Below are 26,970 nucleotides of genomic sequence, written 5' to 3'. Positions count from 1 at the left end.
TACCATAGTCTTTCAGTTATTTCGTGATTTTGGCATAGCAGTTCGGACAAACTGCAAGTGTCTTGCGACGCTTAGCCAACATAATAGTATTCCATTCATTGTCTGCTTGGATTGATTTCAATGATCTTACATGGTGCATGCATATATCACCTGTGTTTTCACCACAAAGTTCACATACACCTAGCTTAATCCTTGTCCTCAGATAATTCGGATTATCATATTTGACGTATTGTGGCAATAAGTCAGGCTCGAAACCGCATGCATAACGTTTCTTTTTGAATCCGTCATGATAAAACTCGCAGTATCTCAATCCCTTCTTTGTATTGTATGGAACCATGAATATCCCGTTTTTGCGGTACTTTCTCTGTATCTTATAAACACTCTTTCGATATTTCAGTCCGAAGGTTTTGTACATGCTATATTCCAAGATAAATGCAAAGTTTTTGATGACTGTTGCATTTTCGGCAATGGAATAATAATTGTACATTCCTCTGATTTCCGCATTTACTTGCGACACTATTTCCACGTCTGTCATGTGAACCATATTTCCTCTGTGGTGTGAATCCCATATTTCCTTGCCATTTTTGTCATACCTAATCCTTAGAGCACCATACTCCGTCAATTTACCTTGCCATTTATCTCTTGGGGCGTACAATTTAATTCTGCCCGTATGAGTTTTTCTTAATTGATGCTTTGAGTCATACTTAAGCGCTGAGTTCTTTGCGGTGGTGATATCATATCCAAGAAATCTTGCTTTATCTTGACTATGTGTTATCTTGGTCTTTTCTTCGGACATCTCAAGATGCAGAGTATCCTCGAGAAATACTCTGAATTTTTCCTTGATTTCAGATGCATCCTCGAATGAACCTATGACTCCAATTAGAAAGTCATCCGCATATCTACAATAGACCAGACTTTTGTATTCCTTATTGTTTGCTCTCTTGCTTGGTAAACTGTGCATGTAGTTAATAGCGTCCTTTTGCAGCCGCAGAGCTTCCTTTCTTTGTTGCTCATTCCAATTTTCCCAATTTGCTCGGTTTTTTCTTCTGATGTAGTATAATTTGCTTGCTGCCCTTTGATACTCAAGGTTTTCTTTTGATTTACCTTTATTGAAGCTTTTCTTTAAGTTTTCCGCAAAATCGTCCAGCTTCGACAGATATATATTTGCCAATATTGGACTTACTCCTGAACCCTGAGGAGTTCCTGAGAAAGTGCAGTTATAAGCCCATTGCTCCATGTAGCCTGCCTTCAACATTTTCCAAATGAGAGCCAAGAAATTTTCATCCTCGATTCTCTCCCTCAGAATATTCACTAGCACATGGTGGTCAAAGCTATCAAAACAGGCATGAATATCACCTTCTACAAACCATGTGATTCCGGTGAATTGATTCTGTATTTGCTGTAAAGCCGAGTGACAGCTTCTTTTAGGTCTGAATCCATGAGAGCAGTCTGAGAAATTTGGTTCATATATACTCTCAAGAATCATTTTTACAACCTCTTGTACTAATTTGTCTTCTGTTGATGGAATTCCCAATGGACGCTTCTTTGTGCTGTTTTTCTTTTCAATATACACTCGCCTTGCGGGATTCGGCTGATAGCTGAAACTCCTAATGCTTTCGATGAGAGCACTTATTCGCTTCTCGCTCATACCATCTAGGCTTTTGCCATCCACACCAGATGTCATACTTCCTTGAGATTGGCTTATATTCTTATAAGCTAGAAAATAAAACTCTGGGTTGTATAAATTCCGATATAATCTTTTAAATTTATACTGTTTGTTTATTGCTTGTTCTGAAAGACTTTTCAATACCTTTACTGGTTCTCTCAATGTCTCACACATCCTTCCTCGTTTTAGTATTGAATGATAAACTGCCGTCCTTCGCCATGTGGGCGTTATTATTCGCTTCCGATTTTACGGCTATCCTTGTCAATCCAAGGTCCTCGAACTACTACGACGGCTCCGTTACCATGCTGAATATTCAGAGTCATCTCTCTTGCTTTTTACACTTGAGATTTTTCACCTTTCGGCATTACTCATAGCCACTTGGGCATTTCAGTTTAGGTAATCCCCGTTTAGCTTCATTGTGATAAGTTGTACTATTATCGGTATGGGAGTTTTCGTCATTTTCCATTACTTATGGCTGGCTTACGTTGATTATCCCGCGGATTGCAGACAGCAAAATACTAATCCGCCAACGTACCACCGTAACATCTTCCATTCGGTGTGGAGATGGTTAGCTCCAGCCTCTGACTTTCCTTCAAGCAGTTTAGCCTTCATCCTTATATAGTACCTTTCGCCTCGACACTCAGTCGCAGCTTGGAAGATTCGCTGACTTGTGCCTTTACAAACGTGCTGTTGTCCCCTTCATGTTTCCACTCGAGGTTAGTTGTTGACGATAAGATTGTGTTTTTTGCACTTGATAATTTTTCTTATTACTTTCTCATAGTAAAATCACAATGACCCACGACAATTGGGTGTCCACCCCAACCGCCTTACGGGCGCACAGAATCCACCATAACGATTACGGCTTCATCATCGGTATAGTTCCGTATGAGTACTGGCATTTTACTTTTTCCAGCCAGTTCGCAACCACGTTTTCTCCTGTGACCAGCAATCAGTTCATATCCTCCCTCTGCGCGAGGACGTACCAATGCAGGATTTAAGATGCCATAATTCTTGATACTTTCTACTGTTTCAGCCATTTTTTCATCATCATTTACATGAAATGGATGATTTCTAAAAGGATGTAACTCATTTAATGGCACTTCAACAATCTGATTAAGAGTATTCTGTTCGGCTTCATTGATTCCAAGCAATTCATCATAAGAAGTAAGCTGAATTTCTTTCTTAGGTTTACGCATGATTCAGCACCTCCTGGACAAGTGCTTGATAACTGTACGCACCTTTTCCTTTTGCATCGTAAGAAAAAATACTGACACCTTCTGATGCAGTTTCGGCAAGAGCTTCTGTTCTTGGAATTGTCTGATCAAAAATTATAATCTCTGCTCCATAAGCATCTCGTACTGCCTGCTTATTTCTCTTTGAATTATTATAATGACTGCTGTCCATTGTAAACAGAATCCCTTCAATCTGTAAATCAGGATTAAATCTCTGATGAATGCCTTTCACAACTTTCAGTAATTCCATGAGACCATCTGCCGCATAGTATTGAGGCTGCACCGGAATCAAAACGCTATCAGCTGCACTTAACGCATTAATTGTCATCATTCCCAACGAGGGCATACAATCAATCAGGATATAGTCATAATCATTTTCCAAAAGTTCCAGATATTCTTTTAAGACTTTTTCTCTGTCCTCTACCGTAAATAATGACATGTCCATTCCTGAAAGAAGTTTATTAGATGGAATTACATCTATTCCTTCCTCATGGTGTAAAATTGCTTCCCTGGGATCAAATTCTAATCCCATAATGATATTTTCCATCATTGTTTTCAATGTTACCCTTAAGTTCTTTGGAAAACCAAGTCCCATTGTCAAATGTCCCTGTGGATCAGCATCTATCAGCATTACACGTTTTCCAACCTTAGACAGTCCTACTCCAAGATTAATAGTGGTTGTAGTCTTTGCTACTCCACCTTTTTGATTTGCGATTGCGATTATTTTGCACATGATATAATTCTCCTGTTTTTCTACTATTTTTTATTTACATTACTTTTTTCAATTTCAGCATAAGCTCTATAATATTTGCTCGTCCCTTTATTGGAATAAAGTTCCGATAATTCCATAACTTCAATTTTAGGATGACGCTGCAGGATTTTCTGAAACCATGCAATATCATTTTTTGTTCCCATCAGTCTCACTTTCAGCATTAATCTATTCCTCCAAGCATGGCATGTAACTTTTGATTGTACACTACATATTCCGGATAACGGATCTGTATTGCCTGCCAAAAATATGGTGCATATACACAGCAGAAGATATCCTCTACTGTATACTGTCTGCACTCGTTTACCTGTTCCTCTGCATCTTCATAATCCCAAACGCTTGGCGTGCTGTTACAGTACAGATTAAATGCCATCCTTACCACTTTTAAGCTACCGCTTGTCTGCCATCCTTCATGTAAACATTTCGTTTTAACAGACCCCGTTTTAAAATTATAAATTCTGTCAGCATTTTTTCTGGTATCTCCATTAATACCCAGGCAATAACACAATGCCTTATGGTACACATCCTGATACCGTACTTCTTGTAATTTTTCATAGTAGAATTTTTCATGTGCATCACTGATAAAAATAATGTTTTCTGCTCCTAACGCTGTACTTTTCATTTTGAACCTCCTTGAAATAAAAAAGGACCTTACCAATTGTTCTACCAATTAATAAGGTCATACTATATGTTACTTTTCTAAATTCGTGCTAGGGATTCCTCTTTAGTAAAAACTTAGTAAAACATCCCTACTGGTTCAAAAATATACTGTAAAATCAAGGTTTTTCAGAATTTTGCTAAGGTAGTGCCGTGGCAGATAAAGAGCACTTTTATCATTGTTGCATAACCTCGCATTTCTTAGTTTTTCTTGGTATTTCGGGCTTTGTAAGCCTTTGTAAATTTTTGCTTTCTGGCATAACCTGGTTTATTTTCGCATAATATCGTCCGCAAAAGGTGTAAAATAAGGTGTATATTTTTCTATTTTACACCTTGCTATTTTCAATTAAAAATCGTAATTACACAACCTGAATCCGGGCAACTTCTTCCCTGGCATCCTCAAGATTTACATGCGTATATGTATTCAGCGTTATGCTGATGTCTGAGTAGCCCATCAAATATTGCAATGCTTTTGGATTCATTCCGGATTTTGCCATATTTGAACAATAGGTGTGCCGACATACATGCGGTGTAATGACAGTCATCTGCGCTTTGTAAGTATTATTATATTTCTGAATGATGTGTTGAAAGTAATGCTCCCAGTGCAGAGAATAACAAATACTTCCGTTTTTATCAAAGTATAAGAATCTACTTTTTCCATCTACCATAGGCTCTGCTTTGGGCGGGTTCCGTTTTTCTATTATTTTCCGAAAGCATTCCTCTACATCCGCAGTCATAGGTATCTTTCTCGTTCCACTGGTTGTCTTAGTCTCTTGAATATAATATCCAATTTTTGATTTTTTCTGCAATTGATGATCGATGTTGATCGTATGCTCCTTGAAATCAATATCAGAAATCGTTAAACCACAATTTTGCATCCGAAATCCGAACCGTATCAATCCTTCTTTTTCCAAATGGATCTTTCTTCAATAAATTGATAACTGTTCCATATCCCGCAACTGTAGTAGGTCTGACACCGGTTTTGGTTGATGTATATTTTTCAACCAGTTCCAGTACTATTATATTCCCGCCATTTGTTGCAATCTGCTCAAAATGATCTGCCTGGATTTTCTTTTCCATTTCCCGAAGTGATGATGTGCGTCGTTTTCCTTTCGGAGTTGCATCGTTACGATCTAAGCGCCAGCTATATACGCAGCGCTCCTTTCCCATCTCATCGACATACTTAAATCGATATCTGCCATCCGATAACTGCATTTCTCCATTGTGTAATATACGTCCTCTATGATCTCTCCTTTTTTCACTCATAATATTTTAGTCTCCTTCATCAAATGTTCATTTAACTTGGAAGACCGTCTCGGTTTATTCATTATACCACAAGACCTTCTCTTCGCTAAGATAAAATGAACATTATTTTCATTACTATTTCTTCTTTTCTGTTACTTAAACTGTACTGGCTGTATCCAGATAATCTTCAAACAATTTCCTTTTAAATCGGATATGACAACCTACTTCCAAAATAAAATCTGCTCCTTCATTTTCGCCTGCGATCTGTCTCAATCTCTTTTCTCCAATTCCATAATATTCTGCTGCTTCGGAAACATTTAAAGAATATTTTTTCCAGACAGGTACTGTTTTTTCTATATGATTCATTCGCATTACTCCTCCCCTTTGTTTGTATTCAACAACGTTTTTGCTTTTTCCATTTTCATACTTGCAATTGCTTCTCGTTTACTTGCGCCTCCAACATACATGGGTGTACACATTTCCAAAATACGATCATAGATACGCCTTTTATCTAACATCGTCTCGCTTTTTATTTCATTCAGCGGAAGATTGGTTGTAATAATCAAAGGTCGTCCTGAACGGATCCTGCGGTCTATGACGCTAAAAATAATTCCTAACGCATATTCTGAATTTCGTTCCACACCAAGATCATCAATAATCAAAAGCTGATATGAAGCCAATGCATTGATATATTCCGTTTTGTCTGCCAGCGGAAATATATCATCGATAATGGTATTGAAGTTGGTCATCTTTACCGTTACCTCCTGCTTTAGAAGTTCATTGGCAATGCACCCGGCAATAAAACTTTTCCCAGTACCAACCGGTCCCCAGAACAAACAGCCTATATGATTTCTTTTCATTTCCTCCCAGTTATCAACATAGCTTTTTGCCTTATGCATTACTGCATCTGACATATCTGCATTCTCAAATGTCCACTCTTCCATCCTGCTCTCGTCAAAACAGATGCTCGTATTTCTACTGACTAATTCCCGGTGTTCTTTGTCTTTAAAATATTTTTGTTCTTCTTCATACGCTTTTCTGTCACAGGCACATTGCCTGGAATGTTTCTTCATCCCCATAAATCCACCCTCAGGAAAAAATGCTTCTTTCGCTTCCCCACAGACTTTACAGTATTGCAAACCATCACTGCCTACACATACAGTATCTTCTTCTCTCATCACAAACTCTCTCCTTCCCCATAGCAATAATTTACTTCATGATATTTATTTCTTTTATATTTCTCAGTTACTTTACTAGGTGCCACATTTCCGACTCCTGTACAGCCATTTTTACGACCAGATGAAGGTTGCTTTTCCGACTCTGTTGCAACCATCTTTTCAACCGCCTTATCGTCAACCGGCTGTAAACCTATCTCATCAGATGGAATTTTTACATATAAATGATTGGGTTTTGAAAAACCACCCGATCTGCGAACCAATAGTCCCACATCATCTAATTCCTTCAACGCTGTTTTTACAGAAGATTTGCATTTATCGATTTGAACAGACAATTCTTCTATTGGAAATATCAGATAAACATTTCCATACTTATCTATCCAGCTATTCTTTCTCGATATCCGTACCCGGTCATACAAAATCATATAAAGAAATTTTGCATTTTGGGAAATGCGCAGCTTCAGCAAAAACTTTGGAAACTGGAAGTACTGAAGCATCTGCTCTGACTCCTTCATGTATTCATATTTCATTCTTTTCTCGCCTCATTTCTGTTTCTAACTGTTGTAAAAATCATTTTTATGCCGGCTAAAAAATGTCCTTACATATATTCAAAAGATGACGGGCATAAATACAGGTTCTTGATAAAAATTTTTTTATTTTTTCCTGTCCAAAATACCCTTACATAAAACGAAACGCTGAGAGGCATTTTTACAGCCCCCTGATGAAAATTTTTTTATTTTTTCGGTTAATTGAATACTTAAAAACAAAAAAACACTCACCCATTCCAGGTGAATGCCTTATCAAAATTTCCTTATTTTGTTGTCTGTGACGCTTACTCAGAAACGTTTGCGTGTCTGCTAAAATGTAATTGCCAGCAATTATATTTTCACGTGGGTATGGGGACGTAACCCCATCAAGTCTGCTACTCGTAAGTAATACAAAATTGTCAAAATGACAATACTGTTTTACACGGGTGGATCTTGCTCTGGTTGTAACGCATGAATTCATACAATAATAGGCTCAAATGGGCACTTTCACCATTTGAGCCTATATATTATATGTCTTTTGGATAATAGCTAAAAAAGTAGCTGTCTAGACTGTATGTTTTTAACATAGAATTGATTTTATGGAAGACAACATGTATTTATCCATAATGTCATTGCATCATTTTTACTTTCGACACCAGAATCATCAGTCATCATTCAATTCACATAAGCCATTCTATAGCCTAATAAATTATGCTTTCTTTTTCGTTCATGATCACGAGGCTTTTTTCGTTTAAATTGTACGATTATACACTCTTTCGCCGGAAGTTCACTTGTTTTAATACTTAATCTTTTGGAATATCTGATGGACATTGTACCCAAGTGTCATCCTCACCAAATTGACAGATCTGCTATTTCTAATTTCTTGTGTAAAAGAAATTTCTATTTTTAATGCACATTCAGCAATCTGTAAATACAGTATGCTACCTTTATTTCATCAACACAGATAATCTATCCTTGAAATATTCCGGATACGAATCAAGACAACTAAAGATTTCTTCACTATGAGCTTTCAACATATTAAGTATCTTGTCCGTTCCAATATTCGCATCAGATAAAATTTGAGCTAATTCTATAGCTAATAGACGATCATTAAAAATACTCTCACAAATAGAAATTGCTGTCATATTTGGAACGCCATATTTTACTTTCTTTTGTAACAATGTCAAGATGTTCCTTTGATCAACTTGCTCCTCATTTTCTCCGTCAACTTCTATCAGATCACAGATATTGCCGATAAGAAAATTCATTTCATATGAGATTCTTTTATTACATAATGATTCTACTTCTGCAATTCCAATAGTTTCTTTGTTGTTAATTTCCATTGGAGTCTGGCCATCAATCCATTTTTTACAAATGCTTTGTATATGCTCTTGGTATCTAAAGTCTCCACAGATTTGCAGATACAATTCTGCAATAACAGATAACAGTTCTGTTTCTGTATATATCTTCTCTGTAAGTTCATTCTGAACAATCCATTCCTCTATTAGAGAAGACAAACCTATTCCTGACATTGCATTAGAATATCTGCTCAATTTTTCAACAGAATATTGTTGAATATTCTCTTCTATCTTCTGAAAAACTTTAATCAGTAATTCTTTCTCTTTTTCTGTTGCAATAGCATACGCCAATGTATTTGTACAAATATCCACAATACTTTTCTTACTATCATTGACCAATGTCTCTGCGGAACGTACTAAACACAAATAATTTTCTATATTTGATATAATATCCTGACGCAATAATATTTCCTGCACAATCAGATTTTGTGTTCTTTTTGGATTGGTTTTTAAGTATGCTTTTTCTAACTTCTTTGCGTAATCAAGCAAGAAATCTCTTTCGTCAAGGTGATCTATCACTATATCAATAAATTTCTCACCACTTACGGTCACATCATAATCTATGTTAAAATCCTGGACTAACGAAAGAATAGAACTGCCACAAGGTTCTGTCAATTTTGTATCAAATAGCTTCACGCAATCATTCCATAAATATCCTCCACCATTTTTCCAGTTGGTACGGTTGTCGTATATTTTGCAATCCGTAATAATAATACTTCCTTCTGTGTATATACCTGCTCGTGCTGTTCTACCCATCAAGTTTTGAAAATCTCGAGCTTTTACTAATTTCAATCCATTTCGAATGCTGGTAACCAATAAATATTTTATCGGGATATTCACACCCTGTGCAAGCGTCGATGTACACACTACGCAAGAAACATATTTATTCTTCAATGCATGTTCAACAACAAGCTTAACTCCATTTTGAAGATTAGATGAATGAGGCAAAACACCCAATTCCGCTGCTTTCGTATAATAATGCTCTGAACCATAATAGCTTTCTATAAATCCCTTGATTTTGGAAAGCTCTGCTTGATTTGTATTATCTTTTAATGCTTTCAAATCATAGTTTCGCTTATCCAAATTTATAATTCTTTCAAATACCGTTTTCATTGAACGTTGCTGCCCAAGATAGATAGCAACACTGCCGTTATGACACAACTTTATTGCATTATAAATGGCCACATCTATAGATGATGATAAATCTGGAAAATATTTATTACTTCTTTCTCGGGGTAACTTCTTCAATTGTTCAACTCGAAGGATTCGGGGAATATAATAATCTTCATTTGATTTATCATCAGAAAAGAAATGAATATCCCTTTGTGTCGATGAAAATCCTATTGATTTAGGTGTAGATACAATTCTATCATCTGTCGCCAAACAACCTCTATCCTCAAACAACCACTGTGCAATATCCCCTGAATTTGGCAATACCGCAGATAGCAAAACCAACTGCTGTTCGCTCGTTATGTTCTGACGTATATGTGTTACTAATAACTCATATGTTGCACCTCTCCCTCCATCATCAAACATATGACCTTCATCAAACACAAATAAATCTATAGCACTTAAGAAAAACGGATCATGATGTAATACATAACTCAGTTTCTCTGGCGTACATATTAGTATCTGCCGTTTAATATCTTCTGAAAACAAGTTCCAAAAATCATTTTGAAGTACATCAGAAAACTGATTTATCGTGACATCATTTCCAAAAGCTTTGTACATATCCATTGTTATTTCGTTGCACAACGCTCTTAATGGTGCCACTATAATAGCAATATTCGCTCGTTCAGATAAAAAAGCTGCTCTAATAATTAGTTCAATACTTCTTGTCTTGCCTACCCCTGTCGGAAGTTGAACGATAGAACTTTCTCCACGCAACAATCCCTTTTCGGCTATTAATCTTTGTGCTGGCCATAACATCTTTATTGACATCTTACTTTGTAGATATGACTCCCATTCTTCATCCAAGATACCTGAACTACTCGGCAAAAGACTCCATGACGAATTTTCGCACGCCACAATAATAACTGCCACTAATATATCTACATAAAATATACTATCCGGATCTCCATTCTCATATATTTCATTTCTATATACCCATAAGTTTGACTTTAATGCTTCTAAAGACTTACCCTTTCCAAAGTAATCCAAGAAAAAATTATTTATTCGCTCATAGGTATCTATAACTCTCAAATATGGCAAATACACTCCACCCAGAAGATAATTATAGATATTCGTCAACAATTTCTGCGGAGATCGCTCCTCATCAATTAAATCAACTACTCTTGCTGCCAACACTTTAGCACTACCAAAATCCTTTCGTAGGAAGTAGGCAGATGCTCCAGATAGCAAAAAATCCCAATCATATTCTGGTCTATCTTTGGACTTAAAAGCTGAATCATAATATTCTGCAGTTGTAATCAAAAGTAACTCCAGCTCTTTTAATTCGTCATGATTATTTTCTATAATGCATTCTGAGTATCGTGACAGCACATAAGTTGTTGGATACGATAATTCATTAGAATTCAGCGGAAAATGTGGATACTCCTGCTTTGAAACATCATATTCTACCATTTTAGCCTTTGCTTTTTGATATTTTAACATTAAGCCTGCATTTTTCCCAAAAATCATTTACAACACCTCTGGTAAATGTTATGAGCCAATTCCATCAACTTTTTACCATGTACATAAAAAATCAGTTCATTTTTTCTAATTTCAAGTTCTTCACCAGAAAAATCTAATTCTATGGCATCATCTACGTTTTCACGACTACTAACTCCTGCAGCTACATATGTAATACGATAATTATTATCTGGTTTAAATAAGAATCTCTTTACCTCTTCTGCCTCTTCTATTTTGCCCAGTTCTTTTAATCGCTTTCTGCAGTAGTTTACTGATCTTGCTAATCGATGCTCATCTTTTCTGGAATCGATAATTGCATTTTTGATTGGTATGTACTCCGTATTAGAGAGGGTAGCTTTAACTTCTGCTGCTACCAATTCATCTTTATCATTTGGAGTTTTATCTTCATTTTTGTACTTATATGCAATGACATCAGTGCCTTGTTGTGAATTGTTTTTTCCGGATCTGTTCTTCTATTTATATCTCGGAACAGAATACTGATGAACAAACTCTAATAAATCGGAAATTAAAATTTCTGTTATGTCTGCAGAACGTACCGTAGCTCCCAATTCTTCTCCTTTTTGTGGAATTACATAATCATGCAAATACTGTTCAACAGTCATTGCATTGTCATCTGCGTCTTCTTTAAGTTCAGTATCTTCTATGTAATTTCTTCGAATGTGCAATGCCCAGTCATCAAGAATACTTTCATCATCTTTATAATCAATTTTATAGCATTTTAGCGGTATGTCATCTTTAATTACAATACCAGTTTCTTCAACTATCCAATTGATGTATTGTGGCTTTTCCATGTAGTATTCCTTTCCTAACTTTTAACCTTTATACAGCCTTCAACAACATCCGGATTATTCTTAGATGTGATTTTATATGGTATCTCATCAATCTCATTTTTCACAAAAAGAATTGTCGGAAAAGCAACAGTTGTATTGTGTTTTATGTAATCCACTTTAAGCTTTACAATATAATTATCTTCACTCGAATAGAATGAATAACAAAACACATCTTTTATCTCATCAGTGAAATCATCACTATAATCCGGAACATATCCTGGCAAACCATATGGACGTGCTCCATGCGGAGTTCTTCCATTTTTCTCTGATTCTGAATATTCAATATATTCAGATGTGCCTTCAATTCCGAACAAAATACTCATATCACAATCTGTAAGCAAATATCCCATCTCTGCATTATTAAATTTAGGGAATTCACCTAATGTAAGCAAGGATTCTTTTGGAACTTCAAACGTAATTTCAGCATCTTCGTCGATGGCCTTACCACAATTTTGAATTGCTAATTTAATACAATTCATTCCAGAAAACGCTTTCTCAACCGGAGCCCATTCCAAAGCTTTAGAAATAGTTTCATGCAATTTTTTGATTTTCCAATATTTCTGCTTTTCTTCGGACGTTCCATTCAACTTAGGACCACTGAGTGGATTTGATGTTAAAGTATCTTTGTTTAAATTTCCAAGTTCAAAAAAGAAATCGGACAACTCACACTCCAGCTGTTCAGCCGCAGCAGTAATAAACTCTTTCTCATCTTCATCTATGTCAACAGGGCTTGTAAATACAGCAAAAAAAGTATTAGCTGTAGCAGATCTACCACCTACATTCATATCAGAAATCTCCTGATACATCTTCTTAATCGAAGTAATGTATCCTTTCATGGTAATCTCTGCATTTAACACGAATGGGCATACCACCGCTTCTTCAGTCAATCTTCCAGTTTCGTCAATACCTAATAACTTTAACTCCGAACGATATTCATTGGCTGTTTCACTTACCCTCTTTTCTGTCAAAAAATGCATGGAAAGATGGGCAAAAAACATCTTTTTAAATTCTTCGTCGGATGAATAAGTGAAATATATTCCTTTGTCTTTATATTTGTCACGGAATGCTTGTATTTTCTCATAGCCGTCACCATTTATTTTTGATGGTGGGATAGGCTTATCCGAAAAATACATAAACACTTGTTTTCCAGATTGAAGCATAATTTCAATTTCTTCTTCTGTTCCAGAACCATACTCATCAGTAGGTGAGCCAAATCTTGTCCAGAAAATCGCAACTGCTGCATCACATTTATTTACAAACTGCTCGTTAAGTAATGCCTGTGGTTTTCCTCCAGACTGAGCATAAGAACTCTTACTCCAATGGCGAGTTTTTATTGTGATTCCTAAAGTTTCAGCATATAATTCATTAAACTCATCTACTGCAGCTTCAATCAATGTAACTTCTTCCTTAATATCACCTGGACAAGAAATCAAAAGGTTATACAATGTCACATTTTGAGCCATTGATTACACCTCCCAAACAGTTTCATCCCCACAAATATTACGAATTTTAAGGCGGAGAGGTTTCTTTGTGCTGCGGATGTAACCATCCCAGAACTCCTTGGTTTTATTGCCCTCTACGATAACATAGCCATTTTTATCAATCTTGATTTCACTATCAGAATGCCACTCACCACCAGTCGCAGTGCAATCCAAGCTAAGGAATTCAATAAGTTCCAAGCCTTCTTCACTGATTTCAATCGGTTTATACGGTTTCTTGGCAGAAGAATTAAGGAATGCTTTCTGATTGAATTCTGCAATTTTAGACAACACACGATCACTCATAAATTTATCAATAGCAACAGCATATCCGCCTGCAATTTCTTCTGCATGGAATTCTGCATAATCACCAATGACAACATCATCAAGAATTGATTTAAGATCACGCAATTCAATTTCTACAGTCGTACTGTCATCTTCTTTGATGAAATTCATAATCTCCACTTCATCAGTAATGTCGATATAGTAAACAATAGCCTTTTTAATATCATTATCCAATTCTGGAATCGCCTGATGGATAATACGGTTCATAGTCACTTTATCAAGAAGTTTTGATGCACTATCCATTAAGTTTGGCACGTAAACAGGAATTGTACCAAGCTTGCTGTCAGAAATAGCACCTTCCCAGAAAGAATCAAGGGAATCTTCATTTTTTAGACCTGGAATCAAGGACTTGATTTTATCCATTGTCTGAACCGGATTACGATAAAGTTGAACTCCATCTTTAATTTCAAGCACATCAAATTCTGAACCATCAGAAACGAGACGGTCACGAGTTGTCTGGATTGAATTAAGTCCAATATCACTTGTAATAAATTTTCGGTTTAATTTATGAGAAACTGCTGCTGTAACTCCACTGCCTGCAAAGAAATCTGCGACTATATCATTTTCGTTGGATGATGCACTAATAATACGTTCTATCAAAGCCTCCGGTTTTTGTGTCGCATAATCCACTTTTTCATTAGCCTGAGAATTGATTGGATTAACATCTAACCACATTGATTGTGCGGGCATACCAGGCAGTTCATCTAAATATACTTTCGACCTAATACCACCATTTTTAGTGATGTGAATTCTACCTTCTCGGTCCATTCGTTCCATTGTTTCAAGCGGCATTCTCCATAAAGAACGATATCCTTTATATTCATAGTCATAACCGCCGCCTTGTAAACCTTTTGCCGTGAGGTTACCACTATCCCATTTTCTTCCATCAGGATCAGTTCGTGAAAAGCGGGCTATATAGGATTCATCGTATGGTTGATAAACAGTATTGAAAACATATTCTGTTTGCGATTTAGTATAAAAATAAATACAATCAAAATTATTGCCATAAAATTCTGCATCACTATGAGCCGTCGCTCTTTTCCATATTATCTCGTTTCTGAAATTATCCTCTCCGAAAATTTCATCTAATAAGATTTTAACATAGTGGCCTATATGATAATCCAAATGAACATATATTGATGCAGATTCACTCATAACAGACTTAATTGCCATAAGATTTTCATACATCCAACTAAGGTATTTTTCTTTATCCCAAATATCCCCATACATCTTTTCTTCAAAAGCTCTCAATTCATCAACATCCAGCTCTTGTTCAGCCCGTGCAATAACTTCTGCTACTTTCGGATTTCGACGAATATATACTTTCTTTGCGTAATCGGCACCACTTGCAAATGGTGGGTCAATGTAAACAAGGTCAACTTGAATGCTTTGCTCTTTGAGATAGGCACAGGCAGAAACACATTCTCCACGAATAACCATATTACCATCGGAGTTTTCGCCCACAGTTTCCTTTTTTTCCATTTCATACAAAGGCATACCACGCTGAATTGTCATTGAAACATCGTCAGCGCCTTTGTATCTCAATATTCTATTAAAATTTCCAAGCACAGCTTGTCCTTCCACCGGCTCCGGTATAAACGGTACATATTTAATTGGCATTATTTGATTCCTCCGTTTTTCATATAACTTACAAATTGTTCAAAAGAAATTGCCATACTATATGATGTTATAAATTCTTGTGCCAATTTTGCTTTTTGTATGTCATTCAATTCGTCTAATGCCTTAATAAAATCAAGCAATTTATTTTTTGCATTAGTATATTTATCATCAAACTCTATGCCTACAGTAGGTCTAATTCCATTCATTACTCTTTCTCCTTAAAAAACTCACAGATTTTCTGATGTGTCTGTGTCAATCTATCTTTTTCTGGCAACGTATCTTCCAAATACAGGTAATCAAAACGTTCATAACCATACGCTGCATTATTCTGTTTTGAAAACTCTGTTTCCATAAAATTCTTCTTATCTTTAAAGACTGGGTCTTTTGCATAAATCTGCCCTTTGGTTTCCACAACAATAACCTTATGGATAACGCCATCTTTTCGTTTAATGATAAGGAAGTCCGGTGTATAAATACCAATGTAACTCCATTTTCCACCAGTTTTCTTATAACACTTGATTTTAAACTCTGTCATAGCACGGTCGCCATTGTAATACACTTCCAGACCTAATTCTTCGATAATATCGAAAGATAGAATCTCTTTTAAAAATGTTTGTTCAAAACCACTATCTGTACGATATGGCAAGTAGTGAAACGAACGATTTTTATTTGGGTGAGATGTTACATGCTGTTGCAATTCCAAAACAATTCTGTCATTTCCAGTTTCTATGGCGAGATCAATTAGCTGCTGTGTTTTTTTATCGACTTTCAATTTCCCCTTATCATCAGCCATTATATTTTCAACAACATTCTGTCTTGGATAGTAGTTATCCAGATTATCTGCATATACCTCAGAAGTAAAATTCGCAATATTCAACAAATTGGCTTCTTCTGGTATCAGTTCTTCCGTTGTATTGAAATCCGTTTTGTCACAAAAAGCTTTGCGAATATTGGCTTCTATCAACTTTTTATTGTACTTCGAACTGAAATATCGTGAGCCACCTTTTTCGTATGTGATTTTTTCATATACTACTTTTAACTGCTCTGTATATGCATTTAATTCTGCCATGGAAGGTGTTCCAAATCCACTTCTCATAATGCCATAAATCCAAGAATTAAAGGTTGCATATTCTGTACCATATTCAGCATCATCCACCTGGATACTGATATTATTTACATTCATAGAAAGATCTGTTGTTTTGATAATATTACCTGCAATTTGCGCTGAATCAACAGATTTTTCAATAGAAACTTCAGGATTTGCCTTTTCAACAGTAAGTGTATCATAGCTGATTTTCAGCTGATAAAACTCTACTTTAGGCAACTTTAAATAAGCCGTACGATTATAACGTTTCAAAATAGTCTTACTGTTGTCTGCAGAAGAAAATTCTTTAAGCGAAATATGGTGCTGCCGCTCAAGCTGCATATTTAATTTTTCGGCATTGCTTTCATTCAAATATATCAGCGCCGTTTCCTGACCGTTTTTAATCACCTGACGCAAGCATCGACAAGATGTCTGTAATACCATCTTGGTTGGGCAGTCTCCTTCTTGAGAAAGAATAATACCTGTAAGACTTCGACAGTCCCAACCTTCTTTACCAATCTGCACAAGCAAAACAATACGAATTTTAGAAATAGATTTATCCAAGATATCAAACTGCATCTGACTATCAGCCGACATCTTATACTGTTTATTTCCTTTGTGGAATTTAAGTATAACATCAGTACCAAGGCCATATTCAGCTACAATACGGGATACCTGTGGATATACTGTTTCTTCTAATTTTTCGATAGTACCGCAATAAATACCCAATTTAGCTGTTAAACCATCTGCATAAACAATGTCTTTATAAGTATCAAGAAATTCTCTGACACCCTTTTCAATAATAAGGCTGCTATCTGCAATATCTGCAATTTTTACAACTGGACGTTTTAAGAAATTTCCTACACCGTCTATAAGTGGATAGTAATACACAATATTTGTGATTTCAGCTGTACCAATAGACAATGAATCTACAACTTTTATTTTTTCAACTTTGTCTAAATATGGAGTACCAGAAAAACCAATTACAGAATTGACTGTATGATTCTGCGCCCATCTTGTAACTACAGCACGAAGCTTAATTTCATCACTTACTGCATGATGAACTTCATCAATAAAGATAGACAATGATGGTAACTTACCAATTAAATTACGAAGTTCATTTGCCTGTCGGTCTTTATCGTCCTCGCTTTCTTCAAACATATTTATCTGTCCCTGTTTTTCCTGAATACGCTCAAGAATTACTTTTTCCGCATTAGTAACAGCAACAAGACCAAACAACTCAGAAAGCGGCTGATGATTAGCGATTTTCTGAACATTTGGATTTTTTGTCTTATTTGATTTTTTTGCAGTTTTGCTTTGATCCAATACTTCAAAAGAAATCATCCTCTTGATGTCTGTTGCTGCTGGCTCCGGAAGAATCCATGATGGATTAAAGTTTTGTATTGTTTTAAGACTTGGAACCACTGATGATTTCAAACCTGATGGTGCAAATATGATAAAGTTATGTGCAAATGACGGATTTGTTGGCTCGTTATAAGCAAAATATAAATCCAAGTAAATAAATGCCGCCATCAAATACGTTTTACCTGCACCCATAGGAAGGCTAAACAGATAATCCGTATAGGAAACACCATAAAACGCATTACGAAAGAATTCATTATAATCAATTCCCGTTGGATCTTTCTTTATCTGTTTTTCCAATTTTTCAGATACCTGTTCACCTTTATCATTTTTCAAACATGCATATTCAAATAATGCCGCAGCCGCTGGGTTCTGAAACAAATATTCACGAGTAGATTGTGACAATTCTATCTCATTCAAATCAATAGAATTAAAGAATCCCTGTCTAAACAGCTGTGTCAACGGCTTACATTCACAGGCAATTTTTAGAAACAGATATACCTTAATAGCCTCAATCTGAGCATCACGCATCTGCCCTGTTTTCTCTATATACTCAATTAAGTTTTTAACCGTACACCGTTCTGATTCATACCATTGTGTACACTTATTTTCTATCATTTTATAGAACATGTATTTACTCCCGTCTTTAAAATGTATATTATTATTTTTTCTCAAATCGCAAATTTTTCACTTTGAATCACGTTTAATATGCAATTCTAAAATAATCCAAATATGCCTTGTACTTATCCTGTGCGGTCAAACAGGTATCTGTCAAATAACCTTTCTCATTGTTCCACTCTTTCAGTCCACGGTAGTAGAACATCTTCAGATTATCCTCAATGATAAACGGAACGATATTATATTTCAGACATTCCTTAAACATAATTAATCTGCCCACACGACCGTTGCCGTCCTGGAATGGATGGATCCGCTCAAACTTCACATGGAAGTCAAGAATATCCGCAAAGGTCTTTTCTTCTTTGGCGTTGTATTCCGTTAGCAATGCCTTCATTTTATCGGCAACTTCTTCCGGAAGGACGGTATCCATGCCGCCGACTTCATTCGGAAGTTTCTTATAATCGCCGACAGCAAACCAATCTTTTCTGGAATCACTGGTGCCATTCTTCAAAACCAAGTGAATTTCTTTAATGAACTTCTCCGTCAGAGCTGCTTTTGCGTGATCAATAATCACATCAATGCAACGGAAGTGATTTGCTGTTTCAATCACGTCATCCACGTTCAGCACTTCTTTTTCTACACCGATGGTATTGGTTTCAAAGATATATCTGGTCTGATCGTGCGTCAGACGGCTTCCTTCCATATGGTTAGAGTTATAGGTCAAGTCAATCTGTGTCTTATGATAAATCCCGCCGGAGTATTTACTTGCCTTCTGCTCTTTCAGAATATCCAACAACGTAATCGGTTCTTCTTTTCTTTTGTTGGTGCGCTCCGGTTTCTCTGCGTTTTCTGGAATGTTCCATGTCTTACCAGTGAGAAACGCACCGTTCACACGCCCCTTTGCACAGTAATTTCTAACACTGCGTTCTGACATATTCCATTTTTTTGCTATATCAGCAACTAAAAGGTATTTCATCTGCCATCCCCCATCCATTATAAATCAAATCCAAACTTACTAATCTACTGACTAGTATATCACACTATCGGCAAAAACGCCATCTATTTCACCTGTTTATTACACCATTTTTAGCCGGTATAACAACTGTTTCCTAGTCGAATAGCTTTATTAAAACGGATGCTATAAATAGCTAATATTCTTTCAAAGGATGAATTTATACCTTATATCGTCTAATAAGTTTTACTTTCATTTTCGTACATGATCACGAGGCTTTTTTCGTTCTAATTGTGCGATTATATGTAAAAGGCGTAGGATTTCTCCCACGCCTTTATATTATTTCAACTATTCCGATCCGGTCTTTCAAAGGTATAAATTCTACACTTTCCTCCAAGAAACCCAATAAAATCAAAGCTTTTGCTCCGTTCCTTAAACATTGCCATGGCAAATGAAAAGTATTTTTATGCAAGTTGTTGCGGGCTGTTAGTAGTAAAGTTGGTAGCAAAACAAGCTAGAGTTACTACTAAGGATTTTCGCAATATTACTTAACTACTTTGAGTGCGTCCTTATCTGGCATTTCAAAATGCTTTAGCTTTTCACTTTTTTTTAATATCTGATAACAGGAAGATGATGTAAGCGAAAGTAACTTTATAACTGCCACACCAAAATATAGACAAACACCTGTAGAGCAAGCATATCCACTTATGATGCCATGTGCAATTTCATTTCGTATATTGGCACCAGATTGCTCGTTTAGCAGCCCTCTAAATGTAAACAAAATATCATTATCATAACAATCTAATAATTCTGGCAAAGAAAAAATTGAACTTAATACCTTTTCCATTGACGAACCATCATTTTCCAATGTTACTGTTAAGCCGCCAACCTCTCGTGCAATATTTCTAAAAAGGTTTTCTACCTGTGGTGCAAGGATGTGTAATGCTTCATAATAATCTCCGTTCAAAAACATATATAATCCGCTTTGAAAAATTCTTTCTCTTCCATCTGGAATAATTGGATTATCTTTTACCAAAAACTCCACCATAGATTTATTCATAACAAATTTATCTCTTATTATAAGCAAAGCATTCTTCATCCAAATATCACCCGTGACTTTTTGCTTTTCCAATGCATTTTGATACATATGTAGTTCCATAAGTTTCGGATTTTTTTCTGGATCATGAATATCAAGTGGTGGTAATACCAGCACTGTTTGTCCTTGGGCATTTATTAAACTCTTGCCAAACAAATGTGAAATCGGGTTATCTTTAAATTCTTCTATTACACGTTTTTTAATATCCTCCTGCTTTTCAAACACAAACATTTGAGTCAGCCGAATTACACATTCCTCAAACGATAGCCCTTCCATATTAACTTTAAGATTGTCGACAACACCTTTAATATCTAATTCAATAGAAAACGGCACCATTATTTTGGGGATTTCTCTCTGAATTTCAACAAGCCTTTTATGAGTAGTTTCTGCCTTTTCCGGCTCTCCATTATTCCGATATAATATTATTCCTTTTTGAAAAAAATTAACAGCTCTTAACGCTCCTTGTATATCCTTCTGAAATATTTTCTCAGCAAATTTTATATAATAATCTGCCAACAAAATATTATTTTGCGTTGCTTCTTCTTTTCTCTGCAATTTAAATAAACATTCCTCTTTTAACTCATAAGCTTGTTCTACCTTTGCAATATTATCGTTGTTTTTTTCAATCAAATCATCTAATACTTTCAAAATTACCGATACGTCAAAATACTTTTGTTCAAAGAACAATTCCATTACTCTCAATGCAAAAAAGCCCTCTGTACTTGCTGCCCTAGTATCTATAAACTCCTTAAACCACTCTTGTATTTCGTTATACAATGTAGTTTGCTTTGTTTGCGCCGAAATACACACTGCTCTGCGAATCATATCAAGCGTACCAATATTATCTTCGTCCTTATACCACAGCTTAAATAATTGCCAATACGCATCTGCTGCAATTTTAGCTGCATCAAATTTCTTTTTCTTAGTCCACAGTAGATCTGCAATCAACGCACGTAAGCTCAAAGGTATTTTATCCAATTCCAAATTCTGCAGCACCAAATAATCATCTTCAGATATATCATCTATCGAAAAAGTCCGACTACCATCGGACATTACAAACATTGGATGAAATTCTATTCCTTTATTATAAATTTTTGTTCCTAGAGAAGATATATTCCTCAACAAATCAAAAATATGTTTTTCGTTCTCATCTAATTCTTCCCTAGCTTCTTCAGTAAACAAATTGACCGACAGCGAATGTCTTCTATTCACTACAATTTTATTCAATAATTCATATATATTCATTATCTCATCTCCAAATCGCAACTTATCCTGTATCATATTATATCGTCATTTTCCCCTCTTTTCCACAGAAAAAACGACCCAACTAGTATTGTTTGATTACGTGTGTAATCTACCATTCTAGCACCACCATTTTCTATCAAATCCATTGCCGAATCCCTTCATTCTGTGTATACTGTAATCAATAGATAGGCTATATATCTATCATGTGAACTGACACATAAAATCCGAACTTCGGATGCCGGACAGTTGACGAGCAACAAAAAATCAGTCATGAAAGGAAAGTGTCATCTGTTTCGACAGAAAGCTCTTCTTTTTTAATTTATCTTGTCTAAACGTATACGAGTAAATGTTAAATTGTAAGTACCAAAACTTTGGTTGATTTTTGATAGTACTTGCTATTGAGCATTTATATAAGGAGGAAAAAGAATATGGATGAATTAGTAAATCTTATGGAACAGATTCTTGCTGAATTACAAGAAATGAATTCTAAATTGGATGATATAAAAGGATATGGATCAGATAATTCCATATCAGATTTGGCAGATAAATTGAATGATATAAAAGGACTTGGACCATATGATTCACTGACAGATGTTTGCGATAAAATAGAAAGTTTGGAAACAACTATTACACTGGGAGATAACTATTAAATATTTCTGAGAAGGAAAGATTTTTTAGTATATCGTGATGAACGGTGGAATTGCAAATAATTGCAAATTATTCTTGAATTATAAAACGCAGAATAGAAATAACGAAGAGGCGATTATTGACTAGGTATGTGCAGATTTGTATTGGATAAAAAAGAGTTGAGTATTCGATATATTACATCAAGGGTACAAGAAAAATGTAAACGCTCTCGAGAGCGTTTCAAGTTTTGTGTAAACAGAAAAAACTGATATAAGATAGGTCATTAGTTATCGAGGACAGAACCTGTGAGACTGTGAGAAAAAGTCTGTAAATAAGATTCTTCTATGATATGCAAGGGTGGCAAGCCTGAAAATCAGGCTTCTCACCCTTGTTTTATATATAACAGTTGTTGAATGGCATGTCAAGAGCAGGCGGTTTTCCGCCCGTCTTATTCGCCTGTTTATTCGTTACTCTGGGAGGCGTCCTTCGTACATAATACTCAGTTCACCATACACCTGTGCCCAGTTGCGGATCGTACTGGTCCATTTCTTCGTAGCTTCAAATGTGGCAAGATACAGTGCCTTTAATAGAGCTGTATCGCTTGGAAATACGCTTCTCTGGCGATTCAGTTTCCGGTAGGTAGAATTCAGGGATTCAATAGCATTTGTAGTATAAATCACCGTTCTGACCGTCGTTGAAAATTTAAAGATCGGCGAGATTGAGTCCCAGTTATCCTTCCAGCGCTTCATGGAATTCGGATATTTCGGTGTCCATTTTTCTGTTACACGCTCTAAGGCTGCCAGAGCTTTCTTTTCATCTGTGGCCTGATAAATGGTTTTCAGATCCGTAGCGAAGGCTTTTCTGTCTTTATCTGGGACATATTTCAACGTGTTTCTTACCTGGTGTACAATACAGCGCTGGTATTCCGTCTTTGGAAAAGCTGCTGCGATCGCTTCTTTGATTCCGGTTAAACCATCGGCACAGATGATTAATACATCTTTGACACCACGATTTTTCAGTTCATTCATAACGGAAAGCCAGTATTTTGCGCTTTCGTTATCGCCAACACTGATGGTTAAAACTTCTTTTTTTCCTTCCGTGTTGATTCCCAGAATCACGTAAGCAGCAAGCTTTCGGATCACGCCATTATCCCTTACAGAATAATGGATTGCATCAATGTAGAGAATGGGATAGACCTCGTCCAGTGGCCGGTTCTGCCAGTCTTCGATCTGTGGCAGGATCTTATCAGTCACATCAGAAATAAAGCTCTCAGAAGTTTCAAAGCCATAAATATCTTCGATGGTTTCGGAAATCTGCCGGGTAGTCATTCCTTTGGCATACATGGAAATGATCTTCTGATCAATATCGGAAATATCTTTCTGACGTTTTTTTACAACCTGTGGTTCAAACGTTGATTTGCGATCCTGTGGCACTTCGATTTCCATCGAGCCATACCGGCTGTTGACCTGTTTCCGCTTATAACCATTGCGATAATCATCATTATCTGAGCGTTTGGATTTTTCGTAACCAAGATGATCATCCATTTCAGCTTCCATCATTTCCTTAATGGTGCCGCCTAAAAGATCCTTGAGCGCATCCTGAATGTCTTCTGCAGACTGGATATCGTACTCTTCCAGGAGCTGATGGATGATGTTTCGTTTTCCTTCTGTCATTTGTACACGATGTACAGGTTTCTTTTGTCTTGCCATAATAAAAGGCCCTCCTAATGATATTTATTGTATCATAGAAGAACCTTATAAACATTATTTTACAGAAAAAGTTTCATACTCTCGAACCTGTTTTTCAGGGTTCTGTCCTTGTTTGTATTATAATGCAGTTTTAAGGCATGTCAAGCAGGACTGGCTGTGCCAGCCCTGCCTAGCATGCATTCTGCTTATAACCTTTCCAATCTTTCTTCGAAGAAAATTTCCAGCTGAGAATGGATCTGTCCCCAATCCTGACGGTGTCCCGTCCATTTCTTGGTGATATCTATCATGGCCAGATACAGCATTTTCAAGAGACTGTCATCGGATGGAAATACCGTCTTGGATTTGGTGACTTTCCGGAGCTGGCGGTTAAATCCTTCAATCGTGTTCGTGGTATAGATCAGACGTCTGACAGCTTCCGGATACTTAAAATACGTTGAAAGATTTGCCCAGTTATCTTTCCATGACTTTGCAATCTTAGGGTATTTCCCGCTCCATTTTTCGTCAAAGCTGTCCAGTTCTGCCAATGCAACTTCTTCTGTAGGAGCTGCATATACACGCTTCAGATCTGCCATAAGTGGTTTGATCTCTTTGTAAGAAACAAATTTCATGGTATTCCTGATCTGATGGATTATGCACTGCTGGATCTCGGTCTGGGGAAATACTGCTTCAATTGCCTGTGGAAAACCGGTCAGTCCATCCACACACGCAATCAATATATCTTCTACGCCCCGGTTTTTCAGGCCATTCAGGATGGAGAGCCAGAACTTGGCACTTTCATTTTGACCAACATACATTCCGAGGACATCCTTACGTCCTTCCATATCGATCCCAATCGCAATGTAAACAGCACGTTTTACAATCTGCCCCTCATTACGGGCATGGAAATGGATCGCATCCATAAATACAACAGCATACACACTTTCTAATGGCCTTTCCTGCCATTCTTTTACTATTGGCAGGATCTTATCAGTGATCCGGCTGACAGTACTGTCGGAGATCTCAAGATCGTATAATTCACGCATGTAGCTTTCTATATCGGCAGTAGTCATTCCTTTTGCGTACATGGAAATGATCTTTTCTTCCATGTCCTGCATAATCGAATTCTGATACTTCTTTACAACCTGTGGTTCGAAGTCACCTTTTCGATCCCTTGGAATATCAATCTCCATATCTCCGTAACTGGTATGTAACGTTTTCTGGGAATGTCCATTCCTGGAATTATCGGTTTCTTTATTTCGATAATCATATTTGGAATATCCCAGTTCTTCATCCAGTTCCTGATCAAGGGCGCCTTCCAAAATGATAGACATCATATCCCGCATAATGGAATTAACATCTGTTCCATCTTTTACTTTTACATTGTTTTCTTTCAGGTAGTTTCCCATGAGTTCTCTAAGCGCTGCTTTTTGTGGTGAATCCTTTTTTCTTGCCATAAAATAAACCTCCAAACTGAGTAATTCTATCTTACATCAGTTTGAAGGTTTACACAAACTTTGGGATACTCCCTTCCAGACAGACTATTTTCCACAATCTGCCTGGAAGTTTCCCCTATACGATTTCTCTATCCTGTTTCAGGATTCTCTGTGAGTTCCTCTTACCACCTGGATTCCCCTGGATTCTATCATCTCACAGATTTTGGCAATTCGTGGGCACTCTTTTTTCTCCCTGTCCAGACGACAGGCTCCCACATGCACTACCTTAATTTCTTCGCTGACCAGCCTATCTATTTTTTCCAGAATTTCCTCATCTACATCCGGTTCTTTGGGATTTACACTTTTGCATCCATTACAGGTCATCATTGCTCCCAGAAGTGTGTCCGGAGAATATCCATCAAAAAAGTCACTGCGATTCTGAAAGGCCTTCAGGCATCCCACTCTGGCACATACATTATTGGAGTGAAGGCAGGTCAGTGTTCCAATTTTAATCATACCGCTTCCCTCGCATGTTCCACAAAGAGTTTTCGAATACTTTCATATTCCCCCAGTCCTTTCAGAACTGTCTGCACTTCATAACCAGCTTTGCTGATGATATTTTTCCAGGAGTCTTCTTCCTCTCCTGCCATGTCATTTTTCGCATGGTCACCGGCAACGATCATAAACGGTGCGATTACCACTTTTTTTACCCCGCATTTTCCAAGCTGTTTCATGACCTGGTCAATTTCAGGATAACCTTCCACAGTTCCTACGATCACATTTTCATATCCCATATCCTTGAATCTGTAATCCAGTGCGGCATAAACGGCATTTGCGTAGTGCTCGGTTCCATGCCCCATAAGCACAAGTGCCGTTTCCTTATCCTTAATTACAGGGAACTCATCTGCAACCGCTTTCACCACATACTCATTATCTTTTTCTGTTGTAAGTAGAGGAGCTCCGAATTTCACAGACTGAAAATGATCTGCATACGCCAGAACATCCTTTTTCATAAGATCATTTTCCACACCGTTCATTACATGAGTAGGCTGAATGATCACATCTGTAATTCCATCCTTTTTCATACGCTCCATTGCTTCTGCCACATTGTCATAGTGAATATGATCTCTCTTTTCAATTCTGGCGAGAATCATTTTGCTGGTCCATGCGCGATAAATTTTACAATCTGTAAAAGCAGCTCCAATTTCTTTTTCAATCGCATCAATGGTCACTGCTCTGGTATCTTCATGACTGGTACCAAAGCTGACTACAAGAATTCCTTTTTTTGCTGTATCGCTCATTCAGCTTTCC

Annotated in this window: 19 protein-coding genes and 3 pseudogenes; 1 reads left to right on the top strand and 21 read right to left on the bottom strand. The window is 36.7% G+C overall.

The window, feature by feature from the left end:
* Positions 1 to 16 precede the first annotated feature (16 nt).
* The 17 genes and pseudogenes from NQ503_RS05490 to NQ503_RS05405 form a co-directional block, all read right to left on the bottom strand.
* Positions 17 to 1,828, bottom strand: coding sequence for a reverse transcriptase/maturase family protein (locus NQ503_RS05490; protein WP_044924620.1), 1,812 nt, complete (start codon positions 1,826 to 1,828; stop codon positions 17 to 19).
* A 677-nt stretch (positions 1,829 to 2,505) separates the two neighbouring features.
* Positions 2,506 to 2,862 (bottom strand): annotated as a pseudogene (locus tag NQ503_RS05485) (ParB/RepB/Spo0J family partition protein); the annotation flags it as partial.
* Positions 2,855 to 3,631, bottom strand: a complete 777-nt coding sequence (locus tag NQ503_RS05480) for a ParA family protein (protein ID WP_005426615.1) — start codon at positions 3,629 to 3,631, stop codon at positions 2,855 to 2,857. The pseudogene NQ503_RS05485 and the gene NQ503_RS05480, both read right to left, overlap by 8 nt.
* Before the next feature lie 23 nt (positions 3,632 to 3,654).
* Positions 3,655 to 3,831 carry a hypothetical protein gene (locus tag NQ503_RS05475; RefSeq protein WP_005426617.1) on the bottom strand — a complete coding sequence of 59 codons (177 nt, stop codon included), beginning with the start codon at positions 3,829 to 3,831 and terminating at the stop codon, positions 3,655 to 3,657.
* Positions 3,831 to 4,289 carry a DUF6075 family protein gene (locus tag NQ503_RS05470; RefSeq protein ID WP_005426619.1) on the bottom strand — a complete coding sequence of 153 codons (459 nt, stop codon included), beginning with the start codon at positions 4,287 to 4,289 and terminating at the stop codon, positions 3,831 to 3,833. The genes NQ503_RS05475 and NQ503_RS05470 overlap by 1 nt, the downstream gene beginning before the upstream one ends.
* Before the next feature lie 394 nt (positions 4,290 to 4,683).
* Positions 4,684 to 5,590 (bottom strand): annotated as a pseudogene (locus tag NQ503_RS17740) (site-specific integrase).
* Between the two features lie 135 nt (positions 5,591 to 5,725).
* Positions 5,726 to 5,935 (bottom strand): MerR family transcriptional regulator, encoded by a 210-nt coding sequence (locus NQ503_RS05460; RefSeq protein WP_044926021.1) that lies wholly within the window; start codon positions 5,933 to 5,935, stop codon positions 5,726 to 5,728.
* A 5-nt stretch (positions 5,936 to 5,940) separates the two neighbouring features.
* The gene (locus NQ503_RS05455) at positions 5,941 to 6,747 is read right to left on the bottom strand and encodes an ATP-binding protein (RefSeq protein WP_005426633.1); all 807 of its coding nucleotides are present in this window, start codon (positions 6,745 to 6,747) and stop codon (positions 5,941 to 5,943) included.
* Positions 6,747 to 7,274 carry a replication initiator protein A gene (locus tag NQ503_RS05450; protein WP_005426635.1) on the bottom strand — a complete coding sequence of 176 codons (528 nt, stop codon included), beginning with the start codon at positions 7,272 to 7,274 and terminating at the stop codon, positions 6,747 to 6,749. The genes NQ503_RS05455 and NQ503_RS05450 overlap by 1 nt, the downstream gene beginning before the upstream one ends.
* Before the next feature lie 944 nt (positions 7,275 to 8,218).
* Positions 8,219 to 11,269, bottom strand: a complete 3,051-nt coding sequence (locus NQ503_RS05445) for a DEAD/DEAH box helicase (RefSeq protein ID WP_005426639.1) — start codon at positions 11,267 to 11,269, stop codon at positions 8,219 to 8,221.
* Positions 11,266 to 12,072, bottom strand: a pseudogene (locus NQ503_RS17925) (Hachiman antiphage defense system protein HamA). Before NQ503_RS17925 ends, NQ503_RS05445 begins: the two are co-directional and overlap by 4 nt.
* A 14-nt stretch (positions 12,073 to 12,086) precedes the next feature.
* On the bottom strand, positions 12,087 to 13,574 hold the full coding sequence (locus NQ503_RS05430; RefSeq protein ID WP_005426647.1) for a hypothetical protein: 1,488 nt from the start codon (positions 13,572 to 13,574) through the stop codon (positions 12,087 to 12,089).
* Positions 13,575 to 13,577: 3 nt separating this feature from the next.
* Positions 13,578 to 15,554 carry a site-specific DNA-methyltransferase gene (locus tag NQ503_RS05425; RefSeq protein WP_005426649.1) on the bottom strand — a complete coding sequence of 659 codons (1,977 nt, stop codon included), beginning with the start codon at positions 15,552 to 15,554 and terminating at the stop codon, positions 13,578 to 13,580.
* On the bottom strand, positions 15,554 to 15,760 hold the full coding sequence (locus tag NQ503_RS05420; RefSeq protein ID WP_005426651.1) for a hypothetical protein: 207 nt from the start codon (positions 15,758 to 15,760) through the stop codon (positions 15,554 to 15,556). The genes NQ503_RS05425 and NQ503_RS05420 overlap by 1 nt, the downstream gene beginning before the upstream one ends.
* A complete protein-coding gene (locus NQ503_RS05415; RefSeq protein WP_005426652.1) occupies positions 15,760 to 18,630 on the bottom strand; it encodes a DEAD/DEAH box helicase family protein in 2,871 nt (956 codons plus the stop codon). The genes NQ503_RS05420 and NQ503_RS05415 overlap by 1 nt, the downstream gene beginning before the upstream one ends.
* A 73-nt stretch (positions 18,631 to 18,703) precedes the next feature.
* Positions 18,704 to 19,594 carry a Fic family protein gene (locus NQ503_RS05410; protein ID WP_044925932.1) on the bottom strand — a complete coding sequence of 297 codons (891 nt, stop codon included), beginning with the start codon at positions 19,592 to 19,594 and terminating at the stop codon, positions 18,704 to 18,706.
* Positions 19,595 to 20,114: 520 nt separating this feature from the next.
* The gene (locus NQ503_RS05405; RefSeq protein WP_242999625.1) at positions 20,115 to 21,911 is read right to left on the bottom strand and encodes a DUF4209 domain-containing protein; all 1,797 of its coding nucleotides are present in this window, start codon (positions 21,909 to 21,911) and stop codon (positions 20,115 to 20,117) included.
* Between the two features lie 428 nt (positions 21,912 to 22,339).
* Here NQ503_RS05405 and NQ503_RS05400 point away from each other — a divergent pair, with 428 nt between their 5' ends.
* Positions 22,340 to 22,561 carry a hypothetical protein gene (locus NQ503_RS05400; RefSeq protein ID WP_005426657.1) on the top strand — a complete coding sequence of 74 codons (222 nt, stop codon included), beginning with the start codon at positions 22,340 to 22,342 and terminating at the stop codon, positions 22,559 to 22,561.
* 444 nt (positions 22,562 to 23,005) lie between these two features.
* Here the strand turns inward: NQ503_RS05400 and NQ503_RS05395 are convergent, their stop codons facing one another.
* The 4 genes from NQ503_RS05395 to NQ503_RS05380 form a co-directional block, all read right to left on the bottom strand.
* Entirely contained in the window at positions 23,006 to 24,247 is a 1,242-nt protein-coding gene (locus NQ503_RS05395; RefSeq protein WP_118045231.1) for an IS256 family transposase, read from the bottom strand.
* A gap of 185 nt (positions 24,248 to 24,432) precedes the next feature.
* Positions 24,433 to 25,680: an IS256 family transposase gene (locus NQ503_RS05390; protein WP_005426662.1), complete on the bottom strand. Its 1,248-nt coding sequence runs from the start codon at positions 25,678 to 25,680 to the stop codon at positions 24,433 to 24,435.
* Positions 25,681 to 25,818: 138 nt separating this feature from the next.
* Positions 25,819 to 26,175: a CGGC domain-containing protein gene (locus NQ503_RS05385; protein ID WP_005426663.1), complete on the bottom strand. Its 357-nt coding sequence runs from the start codon at positions 26,173 to 26,175 to the stop codon at positions 25,819 to 25,821.
* Entirely contained in the window at positions 26,172 to 26,960 is a 789-nt protein-coding gene (locus NQ503_RS05380) for a sirohydrochlorin cobaltochelatase (RefSeq protein WP_005426664.1), read from the bottom strand. Before NQ503_RS05380 ends, NQ503_RS05385 begins: the two co-directional genes overlap by 4 nt.
* Positions 26,961 to 26,970 lie beyond the last annotated feature (10 nt).

It is taken from the genome of Blautia obeum ATCC 29174 (assembly GCF_025147765.1).
In the GTDB taxonomy this organism is placed as follows: Bacteria; Bacillota; Clostridia; order Lachnospirales; family Lachnospiraceae; genus Blautia_A; species Blautia_A obeum.
Note: the sequence above shows the minus strand (reverse complement) of the source record. Positions and strands in the feature narration are given on the sequence as shown.

What these genes read in the sequence shown, in the direction of transcription:
- NQ503_RS05480 (WP_005426615.1), bottom strand. Translation starts at nt 3,631, where the DNA reads ATGTGCAAAATAATCGCAATCGCAAATCAAAAAGGTGGAGTAGCAAAG.
- NQ503_RS05475 (WP_005426617.1), bottom strand. Translation starts at nt 3,831, where the DNA reads ATGCTGAAAGTGAGACTGATGGGAACAAAAAATGATATTGCATGGTTT.
- NQ503_RS05470 (WP_005426619.1), bottom strand. Translation starts at nt 4,289, where the DNA reads ATGAAAAGTACAGCGTTAGGAGCAGAAAACATTATTTTTATCAGTGAT.
- NQ503_RS05460 (WP_044926021.1), bottom strand. Translation starts at nt 5,935, where the DNA reads ATGAATCATATAGAAAAAACAGTACCTGTCTGGAAAAAATATTCTTTA.
- NQ503_RS05455 (WP_005426633.1), bottom strand. Translation starts at nt 6,747, where the DNA reads ATGAGAGAAGAAGATACTGTATGTGTAGGCAGTGATGGTTTGCAATAC.
- NQ503_RS05450 (WP_005426635.1), bottom strand. Translation starts at nt 7,274, where the DNA reads ATGAAATATGAATACATGAAGGAGTCAGAGCAGATGCTTCAGTACTTC.
- NQ503_RS05445 (WP_005426639.1), bottom strand. Translation starts at nt 11,269, where the DNA reads ATGATTTTTGGGAAAAATGCAGGCTTAATGTTAAAATATCAAAAAGCA.
- NQ503_RS05430 (WP_005426647.1), bottom strand. Translation starts at nt 13,574, where the DNA reads ATGGCTCAAAATGTGACATTGTATAACCTTTTGATTTCTTGTCCAGGT.
- NQ503_RS05425 (WP_005426649.1), bottom strand. Translation starts at nt 15,554, where the DNA reads ATGCCAATTAAATATGTACCGTTTATACCGGAGCCGGTGGAAGGACAA.
- NQ503_RS05420 (WP_005426651.1), bottom strand. Translation starts at nt 15,760, where the DNA reads ATGAATGGAATTAGACCTACTGTAGGCATAGAGTTTGATGATAAATAT.
- NQ503_RS05415 (WP_005426652.1), bottom strand. Translation starts at nt 18,630, where the DNA reads ATGTTCTATAAAATGATAGAAAATAAGTGTACACAATGGTATGAATCA.
- NQ503_RS05410 (WP_044925932.1), bottom strand. Translation starts at nt 19,594, where the DNA reads ATGAAATACCTTTTAGTTGCTGATATAGCAAAAAAATGGAATATGTCA.
- NQ503_RS05405 (WP_242999625.1), bottom strand. Translation starts at nt 21,911, where the DNA reads ATGAATATATATGAATTATTGAATAAAATTGTAGTGAATAGAAGACAT.
- NQ503_RS05400 (WP_005426657.1), top strand. Translation starts at nt 22,340, where the DNA reads ATGGATGAATTAGTAAATCTTATGGAACAGATTCTTGCTGAATTACAA.
- NQ503_RS05395 (WP_118045231.1), bottom strand. Translation starts at nt 24,247, where the DNA reads ATGGCAAGACAAAAGAAACCTGTACATCGTGTACAAATGACAGAAGGA.
- NQ503_RS05390 (WP_005426662.1), bottom strand. Translation starts at nt 25,680, where the DNA reads ATGGCAAGAAAAAAGGATTCACCACAAAAAGCAGCGCTTAGAGAACTC.
- NQ503_RS05385 (WP_005426663.1), bottom strand. Translation starts at nt 26,175, where the DNA reads ATGATTAAAATTGGAACACTGACCTGCCTTCACTCCAATAATGTATGT.
- NQ503_RS05380 (WP_005426664.1), bottom strand. Translation starts at nt 26,960, where the DNA reads ATGAGCGATACAGCAAAAAAAGGAATTCTTGTAGTCAGCTTTGGTACC.